The organism is Delftia sp. PE138, from assembly GCF_018320755.1.
Taxonomy (GTDB): domain Bacteria; phylum Pseudomonadota; class Gammaproteobacteria; order Burkholderiales; family Burkholderiaceae_C; genus Comamonas; species Comamonas tsuruhatensis.
In genome coordinates this window covers 289,733-308,044 of record NZ_JABEPN010000003.1, presented here as the reverse complement: position 1 = coordinate 308,044, position 18,312 = coordinate 289,733, and the positions used below count along the sequence as shown (strand labels likewise).

Sequence of the window (18,312 nt, the reverse complement as noted above, 5' to 3'; positions counted from 1 at the left end):
ACCGGAAAGAATACCACCGGCCCTGTCGCCCAACCGTGTAGGTCAGCCGCCAGGCATCCGGGTGTCAGCGCGGCTGGACAGCCTTGCTGAATTCATCGCGCGACAGCGATCCGTTCTTGTCGGCATCGATCTGGGCGAAATTGCTGCTCACGGCGGGCAGGGCCTCGGCCTCCTTCTTGCTCAGCTTGCCGTCCCGGTTGGTGTCGGCGCGGTCGAATGCGGCCTGCACCTCGTTGGCGCCGCCCGCTGGTGCTGCGGGTGCTGGCGCAGATTGCACGCCTGCTGCCGAGCCGCCGCCAAACGTCGGCTGCGGTGCCGTGGACGGAGCCTGCGCCATGGCAGCAACGCTGCCCAGCGAAATGGCCGCGAACAACATCACGCTGCGGATTTCAAAACCGGAGACTTTGCGCAGTTGAGAGGTCATGTGTCGAACTCCTTGTCGAACGTGGAACATGACTGCATTCCACCTGTTGCAGCGCAGCAGGGCCAGCACTTTTGCCGGCTGTTGCCTGCTACAACATTTGCGTGCCGGCTGTAACGCACAATCAGGTGATGGGCCGTCACGGGTCCTGTTTTTCACCCCGCATCGCCAAGGAGAACCCCATGGGCAACCGTTTGACACAGATCGCCACGCGCACCGGAGACGACGGCAGCACGGGCCTGGGCGACAACACGCGCGTCTCCAAGAACAGCGGCCGCCCGCACGCCATGGGCGATGTGGACGAGCTCAATTCCCACATCGGCCTGCTGCTGTGCGAGGCCCTGCCCGACGACGTGCGCGAGCTGCTGGTCGATGTGCAGCACCAGCTGTTCAACCTCGGCGGCGAGCTGTCCATTCCCGGCTACGAGCTGCTCAAGGACGACGCCCTGCTGCAGCTCGATGAAGCGCTGGCCCACTACAACGCGCAGCTGCCCCGGCTGCAGGAATTCATACTGCCGGCCGGCAGCCGCGCAGCGGCCCAGGCCCATGTCTGCCGCACCGTGGCGCGCCGTGCCGAGCGCATGGTGGTGGCGCTGGAGCAGGGCGAGGTCATGCGGCCCGCGCCGCGCCAGTACCTGAACCGCCTGTCCGACCTGCTGTTCGTGCTGGCGCGCGTGCTCAACCGCATGGATGGCGGCGACGACGTGTACTGGAAAAGCGAGCGGCTGGCGCGCGCGCAGTCCGCTCAAGAGTGACCGTGCTGAGGACGGCCCATGCGCCTGCGCCACATCGAGGTCTTCAATGCCGTCATGCAGACCGGCAGCGTCAGCGCTGCCGCACGGCTGATCAACATCACCCAGCCGGCCGTCAGCCGCACCCTGCAGCACGCTGAGCTGCAGCTGGGCTTTGCGCTGTTCCAGCGCGCACGCGGGCGGCTCACGCCGACCAATGAGGCGCTGGCGCTGTTCCCCCACATCGAGAAGCTGTTCGAGCAGCTCGACGAGGTCCAGCGCCTGGCCGACAACCTGCGCCATGGCCGGGCAGCGGACCGGCTCACCGTGCTCACCGTCTTCGCGCTCAGCCGCGAGGTGCTGCCGCGCGCCGTGGCCGGCTTTCGGCGCCGCCACCCGCAGGTGCAGGTCCATGTGCAGGCACTGCACACGCCCCAGGTGGTCTCGGCCCTGCTGCTGCAGGAGGCCGACGTGGGCTTCGTCATCAGCTCCGTGGGCCAGCCCGCGCTGGAGCATGAGCTGCTGGCCGAGGTGGACATGTTCTGCGTGCTGCCCAAGGGCCTGCTGCCGCCCTCGCGCGTGCGCGAAGAGGGGATGGAGCTCAAGGACCTGGCCGAGCTGCCCGTGGTCGCGCTTGATGCGCGCGACCCGCTGGGCATGCGCCTGGGCCAGGCCTGCCGCGAGCACGGCGTGGGCCTGTCGCCCGTGGTCACCGTGCAGACCTACCACGCGGCCCTGTCCATGGCCGAGTACGGCCTGGGCGCCGCCATCATGGACGGCTGCACCGCCCTGGCCGCCGACCGCCGCAAGGTCCATGTCGTGCCCCTGCTGCCGCGCATCACGGTGGGTGTGAATGCCCTGAGCCTGCCCCAGCGGCCGGGGTCGGTGCTGGCGCGGGCAATGACCGAGGAAATGCGCAAGGCCTTGCGCGAGTTGCTGGCTGGTTGAGGCCTGCGGGTTTCAGGCCTGCTCCATCTGCCCCACCAGCCTCTGCGCCGAACCGAACGCCAGCGTCAGCCCCAGCGCGCCGTGCCCCGTCTGCAGCCACAGGTTGCGCGGACCGCCGCGCTGGCGGCCGGTGAGGGGCAGGCCGGTGGGTGTGGCGGGGCGCATGCCGGTCCAGGGGTGGAGGTCGCCGTCCAGCGGCAGGTCGGCGAAGACCTCCTGCGTGGAGCGGCGCAGGCTGGCGATGCGGCGCGGGTCGGTGCGCGTGTCCCGGCCCACGATCTCCACCATGCCGGCCACGCGCAGGCGTTCGCCGATGCGTGCGAAGACGACCTTGCGTGCGGTGTCGGTGACGCTGACCCGGGGCGCGGCGTGCGGCAGTTGCGCGGCGGCATCGGCGGTGATGCTGTAGCCCTTGAGCGGGTAGACGGGAATGCGCAGGCCCAGCTGGCGCGCGTGGACCGCGCTTTCCCAGCCGCTGGCCAGCACGTAGTGGTCGGCGCGCAGCGGCAGCGGGCCTGCGGCGGTGCGCAGGCCGGTGATGGCGTCGCCCTCGCGCTCGAAGCCCTGCAGCTCCACGCCGTAGCGCAGTTCGGCGCCGCGTGCGGTGAGCCGGGCGGCCAGTTGCTCGCACAGCAGGCGGCAGTCGGCTGCGGCCTCGCTGGGCGTGTGCACGGCGCCTGCAATACGTTGCGCGTAGCGGGCGAGCGCGGGTTCGATGCGCGCCACTTCGGCGGCGTTGACGATGCGCTGCGGCGCGCCGCCCAGGCCCGCCTGCAGTGCCACCTGCTGCGCGGCGGCATCCAGCGCCTGCTGGGTGGGGTAGAGCACCAGCTTGCCCGGCGTGTGCAGGTCGCAGGCCAGTGCCTCGTCGGCCTGGAGCGACTCGAAGGCCTGGCGGCTTTCGGCGGCCAGGGCCAGCAGGGCGCGCGTGCCTTCGGCCGAGGCATGGGCATTGCAGGCGCCCAGAAAGCGCAGTCCCCAGGCCCATTGCGCGGGGTCGGCGCGCAGGCGGAAAGCCAGCGGCGAATCCTTTTGCAGCAGCAGGCGGGGCAGCATCTTCCAGATGCCGGGATCGGCCAGCGGCTGCACGTAGGAATAGCTCAGCTGCGCGCCATTGCCGCCGCTGGCGCCCTGGGCGGGGCCCGGTGCGCGGTCCAGCACGGTGATGCGGTGGCCTGCCTGCTGCAGCGCCCAGGCCGTTGCCAGGCCGACGATGCCGGCGCCCACGATGCAGACATGCATTGATCGTTTCTCCATGCAGCCGCACTGTAGGCCGCGCGCGGCAGGCCGGGCCATGGCATTTGGCACAGGGGGTATGCATGCAGGTTATGGCTGCGGGCCGCTGCCCAGTGCAGGGGGACCACCCATAACCGGCGGGCATGGACCGGCCCGATATTGTCATTCCGCAAAGGCCGCCGCCCTTCCTACACTGGCCGCACATCCACCAAAGACGAGGAGACAAGCATGCAACTTCACACCACCGCGCTGTGCGCGGCCCTGGCCCTGGGCGGCCTGGCTGCGGCCCATGCCGACACGCTGGCCAAGGTGCGCGACAGCGGCCGCATCACGCTGGCCTACCGCGAGTCCTCCGTGCCCTTCAGCTACCTGGACAACGGCAAGCCCATCGGCATGACGGTGGAGATGTCCCAGGCCGTGGCCGAGGCCGTGAAGAAAGCGGTGAACCGACCCGATCTCAAGGTGCAGTGGCAGGCCGTGACCTCGCAGAACCGCATGCCGCTGCTGGCCAACGGCACCATCGACCTGGAATGCGGCTCGACCACCAACAACACGGTGCGCGGCAAGGAGGTGGCCTTTGCCATCAACCATTTCTACACGGGCACGCGGCTGCTGGTGAAGAAGAGTTCGGGCATCAAAAACTACGCCGACCTCAAGGACAAGACCGTGGCCATCACCACGGGAACCACCAATCTGCAGGTGCTGCGCAAGGCCAATGCCGACAAGGCCTGGGGCATGAACATCGTCATGGCCAAGGACCATGCGGACGGCTTCCTGCTGGTGGAGAACGACCGCGCCGCGGCCTTCGGCATGGACGACATCCTGCTCTTCGGCCTGATCCCCACGGCCAAGAACCCCGGGGACTTCGAGGTGGTGGCCGACTCGCTGCAGGTCGAGCCCTATGCCTGCATGCTGCGCAAGGACGATGCCCAGTTCAAGCAGCTGGTCGATGGCGTGATCGGCGACATGATGAAGTCGGGCGCGTTCGCCAGGCTTTATGACAAGTGGTTCATGCAGCCCATTGCCCCGAGGAACGTGGCCCTGGGCCTGCCGATGAGCGAGCAATTGCAGAAAAACCTGCAGGACCTCAGCGACAAACCCGCTTTTTGATTTCGGATCGCAGCATGCAGCAGCAGCTTCAGCCCCCGCGCGCGGTGGGCATTCTCGGGGGCATGGGCCCGGCCGCAGGCGCGGATTTCGTGCGCCTGTTCGTGCAGGCCTGCACGGCGCACCTGCAGCAGCAGGGCCTGCCCGTGCATGACCAGGCCTATCCCGAGCACTGGCTGGTGCAGCTGCCCATGCCCGACCGCAGCGCGGCGCTGCGCGCGGACCCGCAGTCGCCCACGGGGCCGGCCCAGCACCTGCTGCAGGGCGTGGGCCGCATGGCGGCGCTGGGCGTGCGCAGCGTGGCCCTGGCCTGCAACACGGCCCATGCCTGGCATGGGCAGCTGCAGGCGCTTTTTCCGCAGCTGCATGTACTGCACATCGCGCGCCAGGCCGCCCTGCACCTGCAGGCCGGCGGCGCGCAACAGGCCATCGTGCTGGCCACGCAGGGCACCTATGACAGCGGCCTGTACGACGCGGCACTGGCCGAGTGCGGCATTACCGCGCTGCGACCCGATGCCGATGGTCGCGCGCGGCTGATGCAGGGCATCTACGACGGCGTCAAGCAGGGCGACATGGACCTGGCTGCGCGCTGCTTCGGCGAGGTGCTGGCGCCGCTGCTGCAGCGCCATGGCGATGTGCCCGTGATCATGGGCTGCACCGAGATCCCGCTGGCCCTGCCGCAGTCGCCGCTGGCGCGCGGTGCCGGGCTGGTGGACCCTGCCTGGATACTGGCCCAGGCCCTGGCCAGCGATGCGTATGGGCCTGTAGCGATTCAATAAGTCTCCAGATGCAGCCGGCCTTCGCGCTTGAGGCGCGCGCCGACCTGTTCCCAGTCCAGCCCGGCTTGCTGCGCCACGTCGCGCAGTGCCAGCACCACGCCTTCCTCCATGCTCTTGAGCCCGCAGACGTAGAAGTGCGCGTTGTCGTCGCGCAGCAGGGCCGCCAGGTCGGCCGCACGTTCGCGCAGCAGGTCCTGCACGTAGCGCCGGGGCTGGCCGGCCACGCGCGAGAAGGCCAGGTTGTTGTCGATGAAGTCGCGCGGCAGGCTTTGCAGCGGGCCGAAGTAGGGCAGCTCCTGCGGCGTGCGTGCGCCGAAGAACAGCATGAGCTTGCCGCCCTCGAACCTGCCGCTCTTGCGCAGCCGCCTGCGCCATTCGGTCATGGCGCGCATGGGGGCGCTGCCCGTGCCCGTGCAGATCATCACGATGTGCGAGCGGGGATGGTTGGGCATCAGGAACGACTGGCCGAACGGGCCTATGACCTGGACCCTGTCGCCGATGCGTGCGTCGCACAGGTAGTTGCTGGCCACGCCGCGCACGGGGCGGCCCTGGTGGTCCTGGGTGACGCGTTTCACGGTCAGCGCCAGGTTGTTGTAGCCGGGCCGCTCGCCATTGCGCGCACTGGCCACCGAGTACTGGCGCGCCACATGCGGGCGGCCCTGGGCATCGGTGCCGGGTGCGATGACGGCGATGGACTGGCCTTCGAGCACGGGGAACGGCTGGCTGCCGAAGTCCAGCACGATGTGGTGGGTCTCGCTGTCGAATCCCGCCTCCGTGCAGTTGAGGTTGCCGACCACGGTGGCCGTGAGGGGGCTCCTGGGGCCATGCAGGTTGGTGTACGGATGGGCGGCCGACCAGGGCGGCACGGTGGCGCCGTAGCTGGCGCTGCGCAACACCTGGGTATCGGCCTGGTCGTCGGGCCGGGCGCGCGTGGAGGCCGCCGCGATCACGGCCTGGGCCTGGCTCAGGTCCTCGCCGGCAGGTGCGTCCACTGTGGCCTGTGTCTGGACCAGCGCCTCAGGCGGCAGCTCCTCGGGCAGCTCGTCCCAGAGCAACTGCTCGGCCACGGGATAGGCACTCGCCAGCGGCACCTTGCGCCAGTTGTCGATGGCGCCCGTGGGGCAGGGCGAGACGCAGTCCATGCAGCCGTTGCACTGCTCGGCCAGTACCACGTAGTTGCGGTCATCGTGCGTGATGGCGCCCACGGGGCAGGTGGCCTCGCAGGTGTTGCAGCGTATGCAGATCTCCGGGTCGATCAGGTGCTGCGTGAGGATGCCGTGTTCTACCAAGGCGACTGTCATGGGCGACTCCCTGCTGGCGCGGCGCTTCAGTTGAAGCGCACGTATTCGAAATCCACGGGCTGGCGGTTGATGCCCATGACCGGCGGCGCGATCCAGCCCGCGAACTGGCCCGGCTCCACGCAGCGGCCCATGAGCGAGGCGACGAAGGCGCGGTCGGCGTCCGAGGGCAGCCATTCGTCCTCGCGCATGCGCCATTCCTGCTCGCTGACCACGCGGCCGTCGGGGCTCATGCGCACGCCGGCCAGCGCGCCGATCTGGCGGTTGAAGGCCTTGTGCGGCACGGTGAGGCGGAAATCGATGCCGGCCTTTTCCATGACCTTGTTCCAGCGGCCCACGCCCGCGTTGGAGTCCTTGATGTAGTCGTCGCGCAGCACCTCGTTGAGCGCGTTGAGCATGGGTACTTCCTTTTCCTGCAGCCTGCCGTCCACCACTTCCAGCACCTTGTAGTGCTGGTCGTGCAGGCGGTGGTCGTCCGCGCGCTTGCCTTCCTCGTAGCGGCCCTTGAGGCCGCTGCTGTAGAAGGTGGCGGCATTGCTGGACTGGTCGGCGCCGAACAGGTCGATGGTCACGCTGTAGTGGAAGTTCAGGTAGCGCTGCAGCGTGGGCAGGTCGATCACGCCGGCCGCGCGCAGGCGGCCCACGTCGTCGGTGCGCAGCTCGTTCATGACCTGGCAGGTGCGCTGCAGCACGCGCGAGACGCCGGACTCGCCCACGAACATGTGGTGGGCCTCCTCGGTCAGCATGAACTTGGTGGTGCGCGCCAGCGGGTCGAAGGCGCTTTCGGCCAGCGCGGCCAGCTGGAACTTGCCGTCGCGGTCGGTGAAGTAGGTGAACATGAAGAAGGACAGCCAGTCGGGCGTCTTCTCGTTGAAGGCGCCCAGGATGCGCGGGTTGTTCTCGTCGCCGGACTGGCGCTCCAGCAGGGCCTCGGCCTCCTCGCGGCCGTCGCGGCCGAAATGCTTGTGCAGCAGGTAGACCATGGCCCACAGGTGGCGGCCTTCCTCCACGTTGACCTGGAACAGGTTGCGCAGGTCGTACATGGACGGCGCGGTCAGGCCCAGGTGGCGCTGCTGCTCCACCGAGGCGGGCTCGGTATCGCCCTGGGTGACGATGATGCGGCGCAGGTTGGCGCGGTGCTCGCCGGGCACGTCCTGCCAGGCCTTCTCGCCCAGGTGGTCGCCGAAGTGGATGCTGCGGTCGGCCTCGGCCGGGTTCAGGAAGATGCCCCAGCGGTAGTCGCGCATCTTCACGTGGCCGAACTGGGCCCAGCCCTGCGGGTCCACGCTGATGGCGGTGCGCAGGTAGACGTCGTAGTCGGTGGAGCCTTCGGGGCCCACGTCGCCCCACCAGTTCAGAAAGTTGGGCTGCCAGCTCTCCAGCGCGCGCTGCAGGGTGCGGTCTTCGCCGAGGTTGACGTTGTTGGGGATCTTCTCGCTGTAGTTGATGGCGCTCATGGTGGGGTCTCCGTGGATGTTTCGGGGCGTGCCTGCGGTCAGACGCGGTTGAAGTCGAAGCCGGCCTTCTGGCCCGTGCCGTAGAGCTTGAGAGCGCCCTTGTCGCCCACGGCATTGGGGCGGTTGAAGATCCAGTTCTGCCAGGCCGACAGGCGCCCGAAGATGCGCGTGACCATGTTCTCGCGGCTGGCAAAGCGCAGGTTGGCCTCCAGGCCCGTGAGCGCATCGGGCGACATGGCGGCGCGCTCTTCCATGGCGATGCGGATCTCGTCGTCCCAGTCGATGTCGTCGGGCGCGGCCGTGACCAGGCCCAGGGCCAGGGCCTGGTCGCCGTCCAGCGCGCGGCCCGTGGCGGCGCGCGCGGCCTCCAGCGGCGCGGCCTCCTCGTAGAAGCGGCGCTGCAGGCGCGACTGGTCGTTGACCAGGGGCAGCAGGCCGAAATTGAATTCGTCCAGCTGGATGCGCGGGGCGCGCTCGGTGTCATCGGGCAGCACCAGCATGTAGGCGCGGTCGGCCGCGAAGGCCAGCTCGGCCAGCATGCCCACGAAGCAGGAGCCGGGCTCGATCAGCGCGAACAGCGTGCGCGAGGACACATCCAGCCGCGCAAAGCTGCGGCGCAGCAGGCCCAGCGTCTCGCGCGCCAGCCAGTGGTCCTGGTGGGCCAGCAGGGCGGCGCCTGCGGCCAGCACGGCGGCGGCATCGCCTTCGGTCTTGAGCAGCCAGGTGCCCACGTCCAGCTCGTTGGTGCGCAGGTGCAGGATGGCGTCGTCCAGCTCGCGGCCCATGGCCAGCGGCCACCAGGCGTCGCCGGCCTGCTCGATGGCTTCGATGCTGGCGGGCTGCGGGCCTTGCCCAAGCGTGGGCGCCTTCACGGTCAGCGTGGCGCTGCGGCGCGCGCGGTCGATCTGCACGCTGACATGGCGGTAGTGCAGCGCGTCGTCCGTGGCCTCGCGTTCCAGGCGCTTGAGCGTGATGCCCTGCGCATTGGCGGGGCGCGTGCTGCCCTCGGCCAGGCGCTGCGCGCGCTCGGCCACCACGGCCTCGAACTGCGCGGGCTTGGCCACGGCATCCACCAGGCGCCAGTCCACCGCGCGCTGGCCGCGCACGCCTTCGACGCTGGTGCAGAAGATGTCGGCCAGGTCATGGCGCACATGGCGCTTGTCGGTCACGCGCGTGAGGCCGCCCGTGCCGGGCAGCACGCCCAGCAGCGGCACCTCGGGCAGGGAGACGGAGGAGGAGCGGTCGTCGATCAGCACGATGTCGTCGCAGGCCAGGGCCAGCTCGTAGCCGCCGCCTGCGCAGGCGCCGTTGACGGCGGCCAGGAACTTCAGGCCCGAGTGGCGTGAACTGTCCTCGATGCCGTTGCGCGTCTCGTTCGTGAACTTGCAGAAGTTCACCTTCCAGGCATGGCTGGACACGCCCAGCATGAAGATGTTGGCGCCCGAGCAGAAGATGCGGTCGCGCCCGCTGGTGACGATGACGGTGCGCACCTGCGGATGCTCGAAGCGGATGCGGTTGAGCGCGTCGTGCAGCTCGATGTCCACGCCCAGGTCGTAGCTGTTGAGCTTGAGCTTGTAGCCGGGCCGTATGCCGCCGTCCTCGGCGATGTTCAGCTGCATGCGGGCGATGGCGCCCTCGACGGTGAACGACCAGTGGCGGTACTGGGCGGGCTCGGTGCGGTAATCGACAGTGGGGCTGGACGGGTGCATGGACGGCCTCTTGGATGAAAAATAGTGCAGTCGCAGATACGGTGCAGGCACAATTATGCAGATTCATCCCAAAAATGCACGCAGCGACACGCACGATAATGCGTGTTTTGGCCATATCCAGGGTAAACACCAGCCAGCACAGGCGAAAAAAATCCAGGCCTGGGGCCTGGATGCCGTGGGTTGCTGCCGCCGTCTCAGCGTGCGGGCAGGAACAGTGCCTTCAACTGATCGAAGCTCTGCTCCAGCGTCTGGCCGCTGGTATCCACCACGTGGTCGGCCTTGGCGTAGAAGCCGGCGCGGCCTTCGAGGATGCTGCGCAGATCGTCCATGGCCTCGGGATTGGCGGCCATGGGGCGGGTGTCGCCCTGGGCCACGACGCGGGCCATGTGCTCCTCGGGCTGGGCCTTGAGCCAGACCGTGGTGCAGTGCGACAGCAGCTCGTTGAAGGTGGCCGGGTCGGAGACGATGCCGCCCGGCGTGGCGATGACCACGTCGCTGTAGATCTGCACGGCTTCCTCCAGCGCGCGGCGCTCGTAGCGGCGGTAGGCGTTGGCACCGTACAGGTCGTGGATGGCGCGCACGCTGCAGCCCGCAATGCGCTCGATTTCCTGGTTGAGTTCGAGGAAGGGCACGCCCAACTGCTCGGCCAGCATGCGGCCCAGCGTGGACTTGCCCGCGCCGCGCAGTCCGATCAGGGCGATGCGCGTGTGGCGCTGGCGGTCGCTGGGCGCCGTGCCCAGCAGCTCGCCTGCGGCCAGGCGCACGCGGCGCAGGTCCTCTTCATCGCGGCCTTCCAGCAGTTCGCGGATCAGCAGCCATTCGGCGCTGGTGGTGGTCACGTCGCCCAGCAGCTCGGCCATGGAGCATTGCAGGGCCTGTGCAATATGGTGCAGGACCAGCACCGACACATTGCCCGTGCCGTATTCGAGGTTGGCCAGGTGGCGCTCCGAGACATCGGCCGCCGCCGCCAGGGCGCGCCGCGTCATGCCCCGGCGCGAGCGCAGGTTGCGCACACGCTCGCCCAGCGCCTGCAGCACCTGGTTCCTGGGGGCTTCTGAGAGGGAATCCGCCGCCCCGGCGGACTGGGCTGCCGTCTCGAACTGGTCCATAGAGTTTCCTTGAAGAGGGCGTGAATGATAAACAGTCGGGGTTAACACCAGCCATGCAATATAGTGCTTGACGCTCGGTGGTGTTCTAACTATCTTTCCGGTGCACGCACAATATTGCATGTTGCGCGGAAGATCACAAGTCGGGCCGGATGCCCGATGTCGAAGGAGACCCCGATGATCGACTTCACCCAGCCCTTCAATTTCGCCGCGCACCTGTTCGCGCTCAATGAGGGGCGGCCCGGCAAGATCGCCTACATCGACGACCACGGCACGCTGAGCTACGGCCAGCTGCAGCAGCAGGCGCGGCGCATGGCCAGCGGCCTGCTGGCGGCGGGCATCCACCGCGAGGAGCGCGTGCTGCTGCTCATGCACGACCGCCATGAATGGGCGGTGGCCTTTCTGGGCGCGCTGTATGCGGGCGTGGTGCCGGTGGCGGTGAACACCTTGCTCACGGCCGACGACTACGCCTACATGCTGGGCCACAGCCGCGCCCAGGCCGTGCTGACCTGCGATGCGCTGCTGCCCCTGCTGCGCCAGGCGCTGGACCGGGCGCCCAACGAGGTGCGCCATGTCTGGGTGGCCGGCGACGAAGCGGCGGCGCGCGCCGCAGGCTTTGCGCCGCTGCAGCCCTGGCTGGCGGCGCAGCCGCCGCTGCCCGCACCGGCACCCACGCTGGGCGATGACCCGGGCTTCTGGCTGTATTCCTCGGGCTCCACGGGCAAGCCCAAGGGCGCGGTCCACACGCATGCCAATCCGTACTGGACGGCCGAACTCTATGGCGGCCCGGTGCTGGGCCTGGGCGAGGGCGACATCTGCTTTTCCGCCGCCAAGCTCTACTTCGCCTACGGCCTGGGCAATGCCCTGAGCTTTCCGCTGAGCGTGGGCGCCACCGTGCTGCTGATGGCCGAGCGGCCCACGCCCGAGGCCACCTTCGCGCGCTGGGTGCAGCACCGGCCCACGGTGTTCTTCGGCGCGCCCACGGGCTTTGCGGGCATGCTGGCCTCGCCGCTGCTGCCCGCACGCGAGCAGGTCAGCCTGCGCATGTGTTCCTCGGCCGGCGAGGCGCTGCCGGCCGAGATCGCCCAGCGCTTCAAGGCGCATTTCGGCGCCGACATCGTGGACGGCATCGGCTCCACCGAGATGCTGCACATCTTCCTGTCCAACCGGCCCGGCGACATCCGCTACGGCACCACGGGCAAGCCCGTGGACGGCTACCGCGTGGAACTGCGCGGCGAGGACGGCCGCCCCGTGGCCGATGGCGAGGTGGGCGACCTGTTCATCCAGGGCCCCAGCGCCGCCCTCATGTACTGGGGCAACCGCGACAAGACGCGCGAGACCTTCCAGGGCGGCTGGCTCAAGAGCGGCGACAAGTACGTGCGCGACGCCGATGGCTACTACACCTATGCCGGGCGCAGCGACGACATGCTCAAGGTCAGTGGCATCTACGTCTCGCCCTTCGAGGTCGAGGCCACGCTGATGCAGCACCCGGCCGTGCTGGAGGCCGCCGTGATCGGCAAGACCGACGCCGACGGCCTGCTCAAGACCAAGTCCTTCGTCGTGCTCAAGGACGGCTGCAGCGCCACCGAGGCCGAACTCAAGGCCTTCGTGAAGCAGCGCCTGGCCGCCTACAAGTACCCGCGCTTCATCGAGTTCGTGGACGAACTTCCCAAGACCGCCACCGGAAAGATCCAGCGTTTCAGGCTCCGAGAGCGCGAAGCCAGTACACCCCCTGAGCCGCTACGCGGCTTCCCCCTCTCTACTCGCTGAGCGAGGGAGGGGGACGACACCCTCGGTGCGGGGCGGCCCTTCCTCGGTGTCCCTCGCTTTGGGACGCGCCAGTTTTAAGGGGCGTGGCCGTGCCATGGAGAACCGAAATGAATTGTGTGAGCAAGACCCGCAAAGCAAGACCCATCCACCACAAGGAGACACGCATGAACACCGATCGCAAACACTGGGCAGCCCTCGCCCTGACGGCCTCCCTGTCCTGCGGCGCATATGCGCAGGACAGGATCAAGGTCGGCTTCATGCTGCCCTACAGCGGCACCTATGCGGCACTGGGCTCGGCCATAGAGAACGGCTTTCGCATGTTCGTGAACGAGCAGGGCGGCAGGCTGGGCGGGCGCGAGATCGAGTTCTTCAAGGTCGATGACGAGTCCGATCCGGCCAAGGCCACGGACAACGTCAACCGCCTGATCAAGCGCGACAAGGTCGATGTGCTGGTGGGCACCGTGCATTCGGGCGTGGCCATGGCCATGGCGCGCGCGGCCAAGGAAAGCGGCACCGTGCTCATCGTGCCCAATGCGGGCGCCGATGCGGTCACGGGCGCCATGTGCGCGCCCAACATCTTCCGTTCGTCCTTCTCCAACTGGCAGTCCTCCTATCCCATGGGCGTGGTGGCGGCCAGGCAGGAAGGCAGGAAGACCGCCATGACCATCACCTGGAAATACGCGGCCGGCGAGGAGATGACCAATGCCTTCAAGGAAGGCTTCGAGAAGGAGGGCGGCAAGGTCAGCAAGCAGCTCACCGTGCCCTTTCCCAACGTGGAGTTCCAGGCCCTGCTGACCGAGATCGCGGCCGCCAGGCCCGATGCGGTGTTTGCCTTCTTCGCGGGCGCGGGCGCCGTCAAGTTCGTCAAGGACTACCACGCGGCCGGCCTGCACAAGACCATCCCGCTGTACGGCTCGGGCTTTCTGACCGACGGCACGCTGGAGGCCCAGGGCGAGGCCGCCCAGGGGGTGCTGACCACGCTGCACTACGCCGACGAGCTGGGCACGGAGCGCGACCGGCGCTTTCGCTCCGCCTATGCCCAGGCCTACAAGCTGATGCCCGATGTGTATGCCGTGCAGGGCTACGACGCCGCCCAGATGCTGGGCGTGGGCCTGAAGGCGGCGGGCGGCGACATCGCGAAGAAGACCGAGTTCCGCCAGGCCATCGAGAAGGCCACCATTCCCAGCCCGCGCGGTGACTTCACCATCAGCAAGTCGCACAACCCCGTGCAGGACATGTACCTGCGCAAGGTCGTGGGCAAGGAGAACCAGCGCATGGGCGTGGCCATCAAGGCCCTGGGCGATACCGGCCGCGGCTGCCGCATGTGAGGCGCGGGGCGCACTCATACGGACGAATACGCACGCATACGGACATCGCCATGGACCTTGCCACCTTTCTCGTGCAGTGCCTGAACGCCGTCCAGTACGGGCTGCTGCTGTTCCTGCTGGCCTCCGGCCTGACGCTGATCTTCGGGATCATGGGCGTGATCAACCTGGCCCATGGCAGCTTCTACATGATCGGCGCCTACATGGCCTTTGCGCTGTCCCCGCTGCTGGGCCAGCACTTCATCACCATGCTGCTGGCCGGCGTGGCGCTGACCGTGGTGCTGGGCTATGCGCTGGAGTGGGCCTTCTTCAGCTACCTCTACGAGCGCGAGCACCTGCAGCAGGTGCTGATGACCTTCGGGCTGATCCTGGTGTTCGAGGAGCTGCGCTCGCTGCTGGCGGGCAACGACGTGCATGGCGTGCCGCTGCCCGGCTGGCTGTCGGGCAGCTTCTCGCTGGGCGGGCTCATGAGCTATCCGTGGTACCGGCTGTTCGCCTCGGGCGTGTGCCTGCTGGTGGCGCTGGCGCTGTACTGGGTGGTCAACCGCACGCGCCTGGGAATGATGGTGCGCGCGGGCGCCAGCAACCGCGACATGGTGCGCGGCCTGGGCATCGACGTGAAGCGCCTGTACCGCATCGTCTTCGCCATCGGCGTGGCGCTGGCGGCACTGGCGGGCATGATCGCCGCGCCCATGAGTTCGGTCTATCCGGGCATGGGCGGCAACGTGCTCATCATCTGCTTCGTGGTGGTGGTGATCGGCGGCATCGGCTCGATCACGGGCGCGCTGCTGGCCTCGCTGCTGGTGGGCTTCGTCGATACCTTCGGCAAGCTGTTCTTCCAGGAGCTCAGCGGCATGAGCGTCTACCTGCTGATGGCGGTGGTGCTGGTGTGGCGGCCCCAGGGCCTGATGGGGCAAAGGAGCTGAACAATGTCCGTATCCAATCCTTCTCCGGCGCTGCTGGCCGCCGCCGTGCAGCCTGCTCAGTTGCCGCAGCGCGCCTGCCGATGGCAGACCTGCGCCGTGCCGCTGGCCTGCGTGGCGCTGCTGGCGCTGGCCGGCCCCTGGTGGTCGGACTATCTGTCGGGCCTGGTGGTCAAGACCATGATCCTGGCCATCTTCGCGCTCAGCCTGCAGCTGCTGGTGGGCGGCACGGGCCTGGTGAGCCTGGGGCATGCGGCCTTCATGGGCCTGGGCGCCTATGCCGCCGTGCTGTCCGCAGGTAACGAGGGCGGCAGCCTGCCGGCCATGCTGGGCTGGGCGCTGCTGGCCTCGGGCGGCTATGCGCTGCTGGTGGGCCTGCTGAGCCTGCGCACGCGCGGCATCTACTTCATCATGGTGACGCTGGCCTTCGCACAGATGGCCTACTTCGTGGTCCACGACACGGGCATCGGCGGCGGCAGCGATGGCATCTACCTGATGGCCCGGCCCGCGCTGGGCGCCATCGACATGGAAATCCCGCGCGTGCAGTACTACGTGGTGCTGGCCGCCCTGGTGCTGGTCTATGCCTTCCTGGCCGGGCTGCGCCAGTCGCGCTTCGGCGCGGCGCTGGCGGGCATACGCGTCAACGAGCAGCGCATGCGTGCGGCCGGCTTCACCACCTACGGGTACAAGCTCGCGGCCTTCGTGCTGGCCGGCATGCTGGCCGGCGTGGCAGGCTTTTTGCTGGCGGTGCGCGATGCCGTGGTCAACCCCGAGCTGCTGTCCTGGCACCACTCGGGCGAGGTGCTGCTGATGGTCATCCTCGGCGGCCTGGGCTCGCTGCGCGGCGCCGTGCTGGGCACGGTGGCCTTCGTCGCGCTCAAGGAGGTGCTGTCCACGCATGCCATCGTCGGCCCCATGGCCGATCACTGGCAGCTGAGCCTGGGCCTGGCCATCATCGTGCTCGTGGCCCTGCTGCCGAAAGGACTGATGGGGCTGATCGGGCTGGCTGGCCTTGCACGGCAACGCGCCGGAGTGCACAACGAGGTCCACCACAAGGAGGCCGGACATGGCTGATGCGGCACTGCTTTCGGTGCGCGGCCTCACGCGCCGCTTCGGCGGGCTCACGGCCGTGGGCGACGTGGACCTGGACCTGCACGAGGGCGAGGTCCATGCCGTGATCGGCACCAACGGCGCGGGCAAGTCCACCCTGGTCAACATGCTCTCGGGCGAGCTGGCGGCCAGCGCGGGGCGCATCGCGCTCGCGGGGCAGGACGTCACGCGCATGCCCCAGCCCCGGCGCGCGCGTGCCGGCGTGGGCCGCAGCTACCAGCGCACCACCATCTTTCCCGAGTTCTCGGCGCTGGAGAACTGCCGGCTCGCGGCCCAGGCGCAGATGGCGCTCAGGCCCTGGCAGCTGGGCCTGTCCGCACAGCGCTGCGCGGCCAGCCTGCGCCAGGCCCATGCGGCCCTGGAGCGTGCGGGCCTGGCCGGGCAGGCGCTGGCCGTGGCCGGCACGCTGAGCCATGGCGCCAAGCGCCAGCTGGAAGTGGCCATGTGCCTGGCCACCGGCCCGCGCGTGCTGCTGCTGGACGAGCCGCTGGCCGGCATGGGCGCCGAGGAGACCGAGCGCATGCTGGCCCTGCTGCAGGAGCTCAAGCGCGGCCATGCGGTACTGCTGGTCGAGCACGACATGGACGCCGTGTTCCGCATCGCCGACCGCATCACCGTGATGGTCAACGGCAGCGTGGTGGCCACGGGCACGCCCGCGCAGATCCGTGTCGATCCCGTGGTCCGTACTGCCTATCTCGGAGAAGACGATGACTGAGCCCATGTTCGCCATCGACGAGCTGCATACCTACTACGGCGACAGCCACATCCTGCAGGGCGTGAGCCTGGCGCTGGGCGCGGGCCAGGCCGTGGGCCTGCTGGGGCGCAACGGCATGGGCAAGACCACGCTGATCCGCACGCTCATGGGCTATGTGCCGGCACGCTCCGGCCGCCTGCGCGCCGATGGCCGCGACTGCACGGGCGCGCCGCCCGAGCGCATGGCGCGGCTGGGCATTGGCTATGTGCCAGAGGGGCGCGGCATCTTCCCCAACCTCAGCGTGCGCGAGAACCTGGTCATGAGCGCCCGCCCCGGACTGCAGGGCGAGCGCCACTGGACGCTGGAGCGCGTGCTCGACACCTTCCCCCGGCTCGCGGAGCGCCTGGCCAACGGCGGCGACCAGCTCTCTGGCGGCGAGCAGCAGATGCTGTCCATAGGCCGCGCGCTGATGACGCACCCGCGCCTGCTCATCCTCGACGAAGCCACCGAAGGCCTGGCCCCCCTGGTCGTCGCCGAAATCTGGCGCGTGATCGCCGCCATTCGCAGCACCGGCATCTCCACCCTGATCGTGGACCGCGACTACAAAAAGGTCCTGGCCCACACCGACCGCGCCGTGGTCATGGCCAAGGGCCGGCTGGCGCTGCAGGCCGATTCGCGGGAGCTGCTGGTGCAGCCGGAGCGCCTGTCGGAGTTGCTGGGGGTCTGAGATGGTGGTGGGCGGAGGACTTCCAGGCGGTATCAGAAGATGCCGCATTGCTGGAATTCCTCTCGCAGCCTTGCCACGACAGGGGCCAGCCCCAGCGCTTCAAGCCGGTTCTTCTTCAGGAAGGCGGCCCACTGCGCCTGCTTGGCCACATCGCTGCTGAAACCATCGCTCAATCCGGCAGGCAGGCCTGCGGGCAGCGCGAGTTGGCGGCGCTCGAAGGTCGCTGCCATGCCCAGCAGGCAAGCAGGCGCTCCAGGCCATAGTGGGTGAGCGTGAGGTTGAAGTCCTGCCGGCGGGCGTCCGCGCAGTGCTTCAAACGTGCACGGATCGAGGCTGCGATATCGCGGCTCATGCGGCGATGCTTTCAAGGTAGGGGCGCATCACATTGCTGACGCGGTCGATGGCTGCGTAGTGCCAGAGCGCGTCGGCCGTCAGCTTGCGCTGCGCCCATCCGTCGCGCAGTGCTTCCAACGCCACATCCAGGCCGATTTTGTTGCGGTACTTGAAGCAATCGGCCACGGTCTTCGATGCGTTGAAGACGGCGACACCGACGCCATCGATCTGCAGGGTTTCCACGCCTTCGGACAGTGCCGCACCGGACATGCGGATGGCGCGCAGCGCAGGCTGGTCTATGCGGGGCGTGGGCGAGTGATGGGGAATGGCCATCCACACCTCGAAGGGTGCCTGTGTTCCTATGCCGTGGACCCGCAGCGCGGACAGCAGGCAGACCACCCCTTGCGGTACGCGCAGGGCCACTTCCGCCAGCGAGCGGTGCTCGCTGAGCGGCCGGCCCGGCAGGCTGTACAGGCCGCGTGCAACGCGTTCAAGGCGGCCTGCCGCGACCAGCCGGCTCAGCGCCATGGTCGGCAGGCCAAGCGCGGCAAGATCGCGTGCGCGCAGCAGCGGCCGTTGTTCGGCCAGTGCCAGAACGGCTTGTTCGAGCGCGGAGCCAGGAGCGGGCATGCCGGAGT

The 18,312-nt window shown here is 68.6% G+C and carries 19 protein-coding genes; 10 read left to right on the top strand and 9 right to left on the bottom strand.

Features of this window, described 5'->3' with window-relative positions; genetic code table 11:
- Positions 1–64: 64 nt before the first annotated feature.
- The gene (locus tag HFGMBDPB_RS13720; protein WP_043789497.1) at positions 65–424 is read right to left on the bottom strand and encodes an EF-hand domain-containing protein; all 360 of its coding nucleotides are present in this window, start codon (positions 422–424) and stop codon (positions 65–67) included.
- A 179-nt stretch (positions 425–603) separates the two neighbouring features.
- Between HFGMBDPB_RS13720 and HFGMBDPB_RS13715 the strand changes: the two genes are divergently transcribed.
- Positions 604–1,176: a cob(I)yrinic acid a,c-diamide adenosyltransferase gene (locus HFGMBDPB_RS13715; RefSeq protein WP_046987903.1), complete on the top strand. Its 573-nt coding sequence runs from the start codon at positions 604–606 to the stop codon at positions 1,174–1,176.
- Between the two features lie 18 nt (positions 1,177–1,194).
- The gene (locus HFGMBDPB_RS13710) at positions 1,195–2,100 is read left to right on the top strand and encodes a LysR substrate-binding domain-containing protein (RefSeq protein ID WP_016452275.1); all 906 of its coding nucleotides are present in this window, start codon (positions 1,195–1,197) and stop codon (positions 2,098–2,100) included.
- Positions 2,101–2,112: 12 nt separating this feature from the next.
- Here the strand turns inward: HFGMBDPB_RS13710 and HFGMBDPB_RS13705 are convergent, their stop codons facing one another.
- Positions 2,113–3,342 (bottom strand): D-amino acid dehydrogenase, encoded by a 1,230-nt coding sequence (locus tag HFGMBDPB_RS13705; protein ID WP_133072884.1) that lies wholly within the window; start codon positions 3,340–3,342, stop codon positions 2,113–2,115.
- 222 nt (positions 3,343–3,564) lie between these two features.
- Between HFGMBDPB_RS13705 and HFGMBDPB_RS13700 the strand changes: the two genes are divergently transcribed.
- Both HFGMBDPB_RS13700 and HFGMBDPB_RS13695 read left to right on the top strand, forming a co-directional pair.
- Entirely contained in the window at positions 3,565–4,446 is an 882-nt protein-coding gene (locus HFGMBDPB_RS13700) for an amino acid ABC transporter substrate-binding protein (protein ID WP_016447309.1), read from the top strand.
- Between the two features lie 14 nt (positions 4,447–4,460).
- Positions 4,461–5,222: an aspartate/glutamate racemase family protein gene (locus tag HFGMBDPB_RS13695; RefSeq protein WP_212645591.1), complete on the top strand. Its 762-nt coding sequence runs from the start codon at positions 4,461–4,463 to the stop codon at positions 5,220–5,222.
- On the opposite strand, the gene boxA is transcribed toward HFGMBDPB_RS13695, so the two are convergent.
- From boxA to HFGMBDPB_RS13675, 4 genes are all read right to left on the bottom strand, one after another.
- Entirely contained in the window at positions 5,216–6,523 is a 1,308-nt protein-coding gene (gene boxA / locus HFGMBDPB_RS13690; protein WP_212645590.1) for a benzoyl-CoA 2,3-epoxidase subunit BoxA, read from the bottom strand. The genes HFGMBDPB_RS13695 and boxA overlap by 7 nt on opposite strands.
- Before the next feature lie 26 nt (positions 6,524–6,549).
- Entirely contained in the window at positions 6,550–7,977 is a 1,428-nt protein-coding gene (gene boxB, locus HFGMBDPB_RS13685; protein WP_212645589.1) for a benzoyl-CoA 2,3-epoxidase subunit BoxB, read from the bottom strand.
- A 38-nt stretch (positions 7,978–8,015) separates the two neighbouring features.
- The gene (gene boxC / locus HFGMBDPB_RS13680) at positions 8,016–9,686 is read right to left on the bottom strand and encodes a 2,3-epoxybenzoyl-CoA dihydrolase (RefSeq protein ID WP_212645588.1); all 1,671 of its coding nucleotides are present in this window, start codon (positions 9,684–9,686) and stop codon (positions 8,016–8,018) included.
- A 194-nt stretch (positions 9,687–9,880) separates the two neighbouring features.
- A complete protein-coding gene (locus HFGMBDPB_RS13675; RefSeq protein WP_088166440.1) occupies positions 9,881–10,795 on the bottom strand; it encodes a helix-turn-helix transcriptional regulator in 915 nt (304 codons plus the stop codon).
- 174 nt (positions 10,796–10,969) lie between these two features.
- On the opposite strand from HFGMBDPB_RS13675, the gene HFGMBDPB_RS13670 reads away from it, so the two are divergent.
- The 6 genes from HFGMBDPB_RS13670 (at position 10,970) to HFGMBDPB_RS13645 (ending at position 17,341) form a co-directional block, all read left to right on the top strand.
- Positions 10,970–12,562, top strand: a complete 1,593-nt coding sequence (locus tag HFGMBDPB_RS13670; protein ID WP_133072874.1) for a benzoate-CoA ligase family protein — start codon at positions 10,970–10,972, stop codon at positions 12,560–12,562.
- A gap of 164 nt (positions 12,563–12,726) precedes the next feature.
- Complete coding sequence (locus tag HFGMBDPB_RS13665) at positions 12,727–13,890, top strand: ABC transporter substrate-binding protein (RefSeq protein WP_212645587.1); 1,164 nt, start codon at positions 12,727–12,729, stop codon at positions 13,888–13,890.
- A gap of 50 nt (positions 13,891–13,940) precedes the next feature.
- Complete coding sequence (locus HFGMBDPB_RS13660) at positions 13,941–14,813, top strand: branched-chain amino acid ABC transporter permease (protein WP_013799989.1); 873 nt, start codon at positions 13,941–13,943, stop codon at positions 14,811–14,813.
- 3 nt (positions 14,814–14,816) lie between these two features.
- Entirely contained in the window at positions 14,817–15,884 is a 1,068-nt protein-coding gene (locus HFGMBDPB_RS13655) for a branched-chain amino acid ABC transporter permease (protein WP_212645586.1), read from the top strand.
- The gene (locus HFGMBDPB_RS13650) at positions 15,877–16,635 is read left to right on the top strand and encodes an ABC transporter ATP-binding protein (RefSeq protein WP_016452268.1); all 759 of its coding nucleotides are present in this window, start codon (positions 15,877–15,879) and stop codon (positions 16,633–16,635) included. The genes HFGMBDPB_RS13655 and HFGMBDPB_RS13650 overlap by 8 nt, the downstream gene beginning before the upstream one ends.
- Positions 16,628–17,341 carry an ABC transporter ATP-binding protein gene (locus HFGMBDPB_RS13645; RefSeq protein ID WP_502757467.1) on the top strand — a complete coding sequence of 238 codons (714 nt, stop codon included), beginning with the start codon at positions 16,628–16,630 and terminating at the stop codon, positions 17,339–17,341. Before HFGMBDPB_RS13650 ends, HFGMBDPB_RS13645 begins: the two co-directional genes overlap by 8 nt.
- Before the next feature lie 32 nt (positions 17,342–17,373).
- On the opposite strand, the gene HFGMBDPB_RS29710 is transcribed toward HFGMBDPB_RS13645, so the two are convergent.
- From HFGMBDPB_RS29710 to HFGMBDPB_RS13635, 3 genes are read right to left on the bottom strand one after another with little or no spacing between them, the layout of a single operon-like run.
- A complete protein-coding gene (locus tag HFGMBDPB_RS29710) occupies positions 17,374–17,571 on the bottom strand; it encodes a hypothetical protein (RefSeq protein WP_249343431.1) in 198 nt (65 codons plus the stop codon).
- The gene (locus HFGMBDPB_RS29705) at positions 17,511–17,693 is read right to left on the bottom strand and encodes a hypothetical protein (RefSeq protein ID WP_249343430.1); all 183 of its coding nucleotides are present in this window, start codon (positions 17,691–17,693) and stop codon (positions 17,511–17,513) included. The genes HFGMBDPB_RS29710 and HFGMBDPB_RS29705 overlap by 61 nt, the downstream gene beginning before the upstream one ends.
- Positions 17,690–18,304, bottom strand: coding sequence for a type IV toxin-antitoxin system AbiEi family antitoxin domain-containing protein (locus tag HFGMBDPB_RS13635; RefSeq protein ID WP_016447321.1), 615 nt, complete (start codon positions 18,302–18,304; stop codon positions 17,690–17,692). Before HFGMBDPB_RS13635 ends, HFGMBDPB_RS29705 begins: the two co-directional genes overlap by 4 nt.
- Positions 18,305–18,312 lie beyond the last annotated feature (8 nt).

Excerpts from the sequence above, each read along its gene's own strand:
- HFGMBDPB_RS13720 (WP_043789497.1), bottom strand. The coding sequence starts at position 424 with ATGACCTCTCAACTGCGCAAAGTCTCCGGTTTTGAAATCCGCAGCGTG.
- HFGMBDPB_RS13715 (WP_046987903.1), top strand. The coding sequence starts at position 604 with ATGGGCAACCGTTTGACACAGATCGCCACGCGCACCGGAGACGACGGC.
- HFGMBDPB_RS13710 (WP_016452275.1), top strand. The coding sequence starts at position 1,195 with ATGCGCCTGCGCCACATCGAGGTCTTCAATGCCGTCATGCAGACCGGC.
- HFGMBDPB_RS13705 (WP_133072884.1), bottom strand. The coding sequence starts at position 3,342 with ATGCATGTCTGCATCGTGGGCGCCGGCATCGTCGGCCTGGCAACGGCC.
- HFGMBDPB_RS13700 (WP_016447309.1), top strand. The coding sequence starts at position 3,565 with ATGCAACTTCACACCACCGCGCTGTGCGCGGCCCTGGCCCTGGGCGGC.
- HFGMBDPB_RS13695 (WP_212645591.1), top strand. The coding sequence starts at position 4,461 with ATGCAGCAGCAGCTTCAGCCCCCGCGCGCGGTGGGCATTCTCGGGGGC.
- boxA (WP_212645590.1), bottom strand. The coding sequence starts at position 6,523 with ATGACAGTCGCCTTGGTAGAACACGGCATCCTCACGCAGCACCTGATC.
- boxB (WP_212645589.1), bottom strand. The coding sequence starts at position 7,977 with ATGAGCGCCATCAACTACAGCGAGAAGATCCCCAACAACGTCAACCTC.
- boxC (WP_212645588.1), bottom strand. The coding sequence starts at position 9,686 with ATGCACCCGTCCAGCCCCACTGTCGATTACCGCACCGAGCCCGCCCAG.
- HFGMBDPB_RS13675 (WP_088166440.1), bottom strand. The coding sequence starts at position 10,795 with ATGGACCAGTTCGAGACGGCAGCCCAGTCCGCCGGGGCGGCGGATTCC.
- HFGMBDPB_RS13670 (WP_133072874.1), top strand. The coding sequence starts at position 10,970 with ATGATCGACTTCACCCAGCCCTTCAATTTCGCCGCGCACCTGTTCGCG.
- HFGMBDPB_RS13665 (WP_212645587.1), top strand. The coding sequence starts at position 12,727 with ATGAACACCGATCGCAAACACTGGGCAGCCCTCGCCCTGACGGCCTCC.
- HFGMBDPB_RS13660 (WP_013799989.1), top strand. The coding sequence starts at position 13,941 with ATGGACCTTGCCACCTTTCTCGTGCAGTGCCTGAACGCCGTCCAGTAC.
- HFGMBDPB_RS13655 (WP_212645586.1), top strand. The coding sequence starts at position 14,817 with ATGTCCGTATCCAATCCTTCTCCGGCGCTGCTGGCCGCCGCCGTGCAG.
- HFGMBDPB_RS13650 (WP_016452268.1), top strand. The coding sequence starts at position 15,877 with ATGGCTGATGCGGCACTGCTTTCGGTGCGCGGCCTCACGCGCCGCTTC.
- HFGMBDPB_RS13645 (WP_502757467.1), top strand. The coding sequence starts at position 16,628 with ATGACTGAGCCCATGTTCGCCATCGACGAGCTGCATACCTACTACGGC.
- HFGMBDPB_RS29710 (WP_249343431.1), bottom strand. The coding sequence starts at position 17,571 with ATGGCAGCGACCTTCGAGCGCCGCCAACTCGCGCTGCCCGCAGGCCTG.
- HFGMBDPB_RS29705 (WP_249343430.1), bottom strand. The coding sequence starts at position 17,693 with ATGAGCCGCGATATCGCAGCCTCGATCCGTGCACGTTTGAAGCACTGC.
- HFGMBDPB_RS13635 (WP_016447321.1), bottom strand. The coding sequence starts at position 18,304 with ATGCCCGCTCCTGGCTCCGCGCTCGAACAAGCCGTTCTGGCACTGGCC.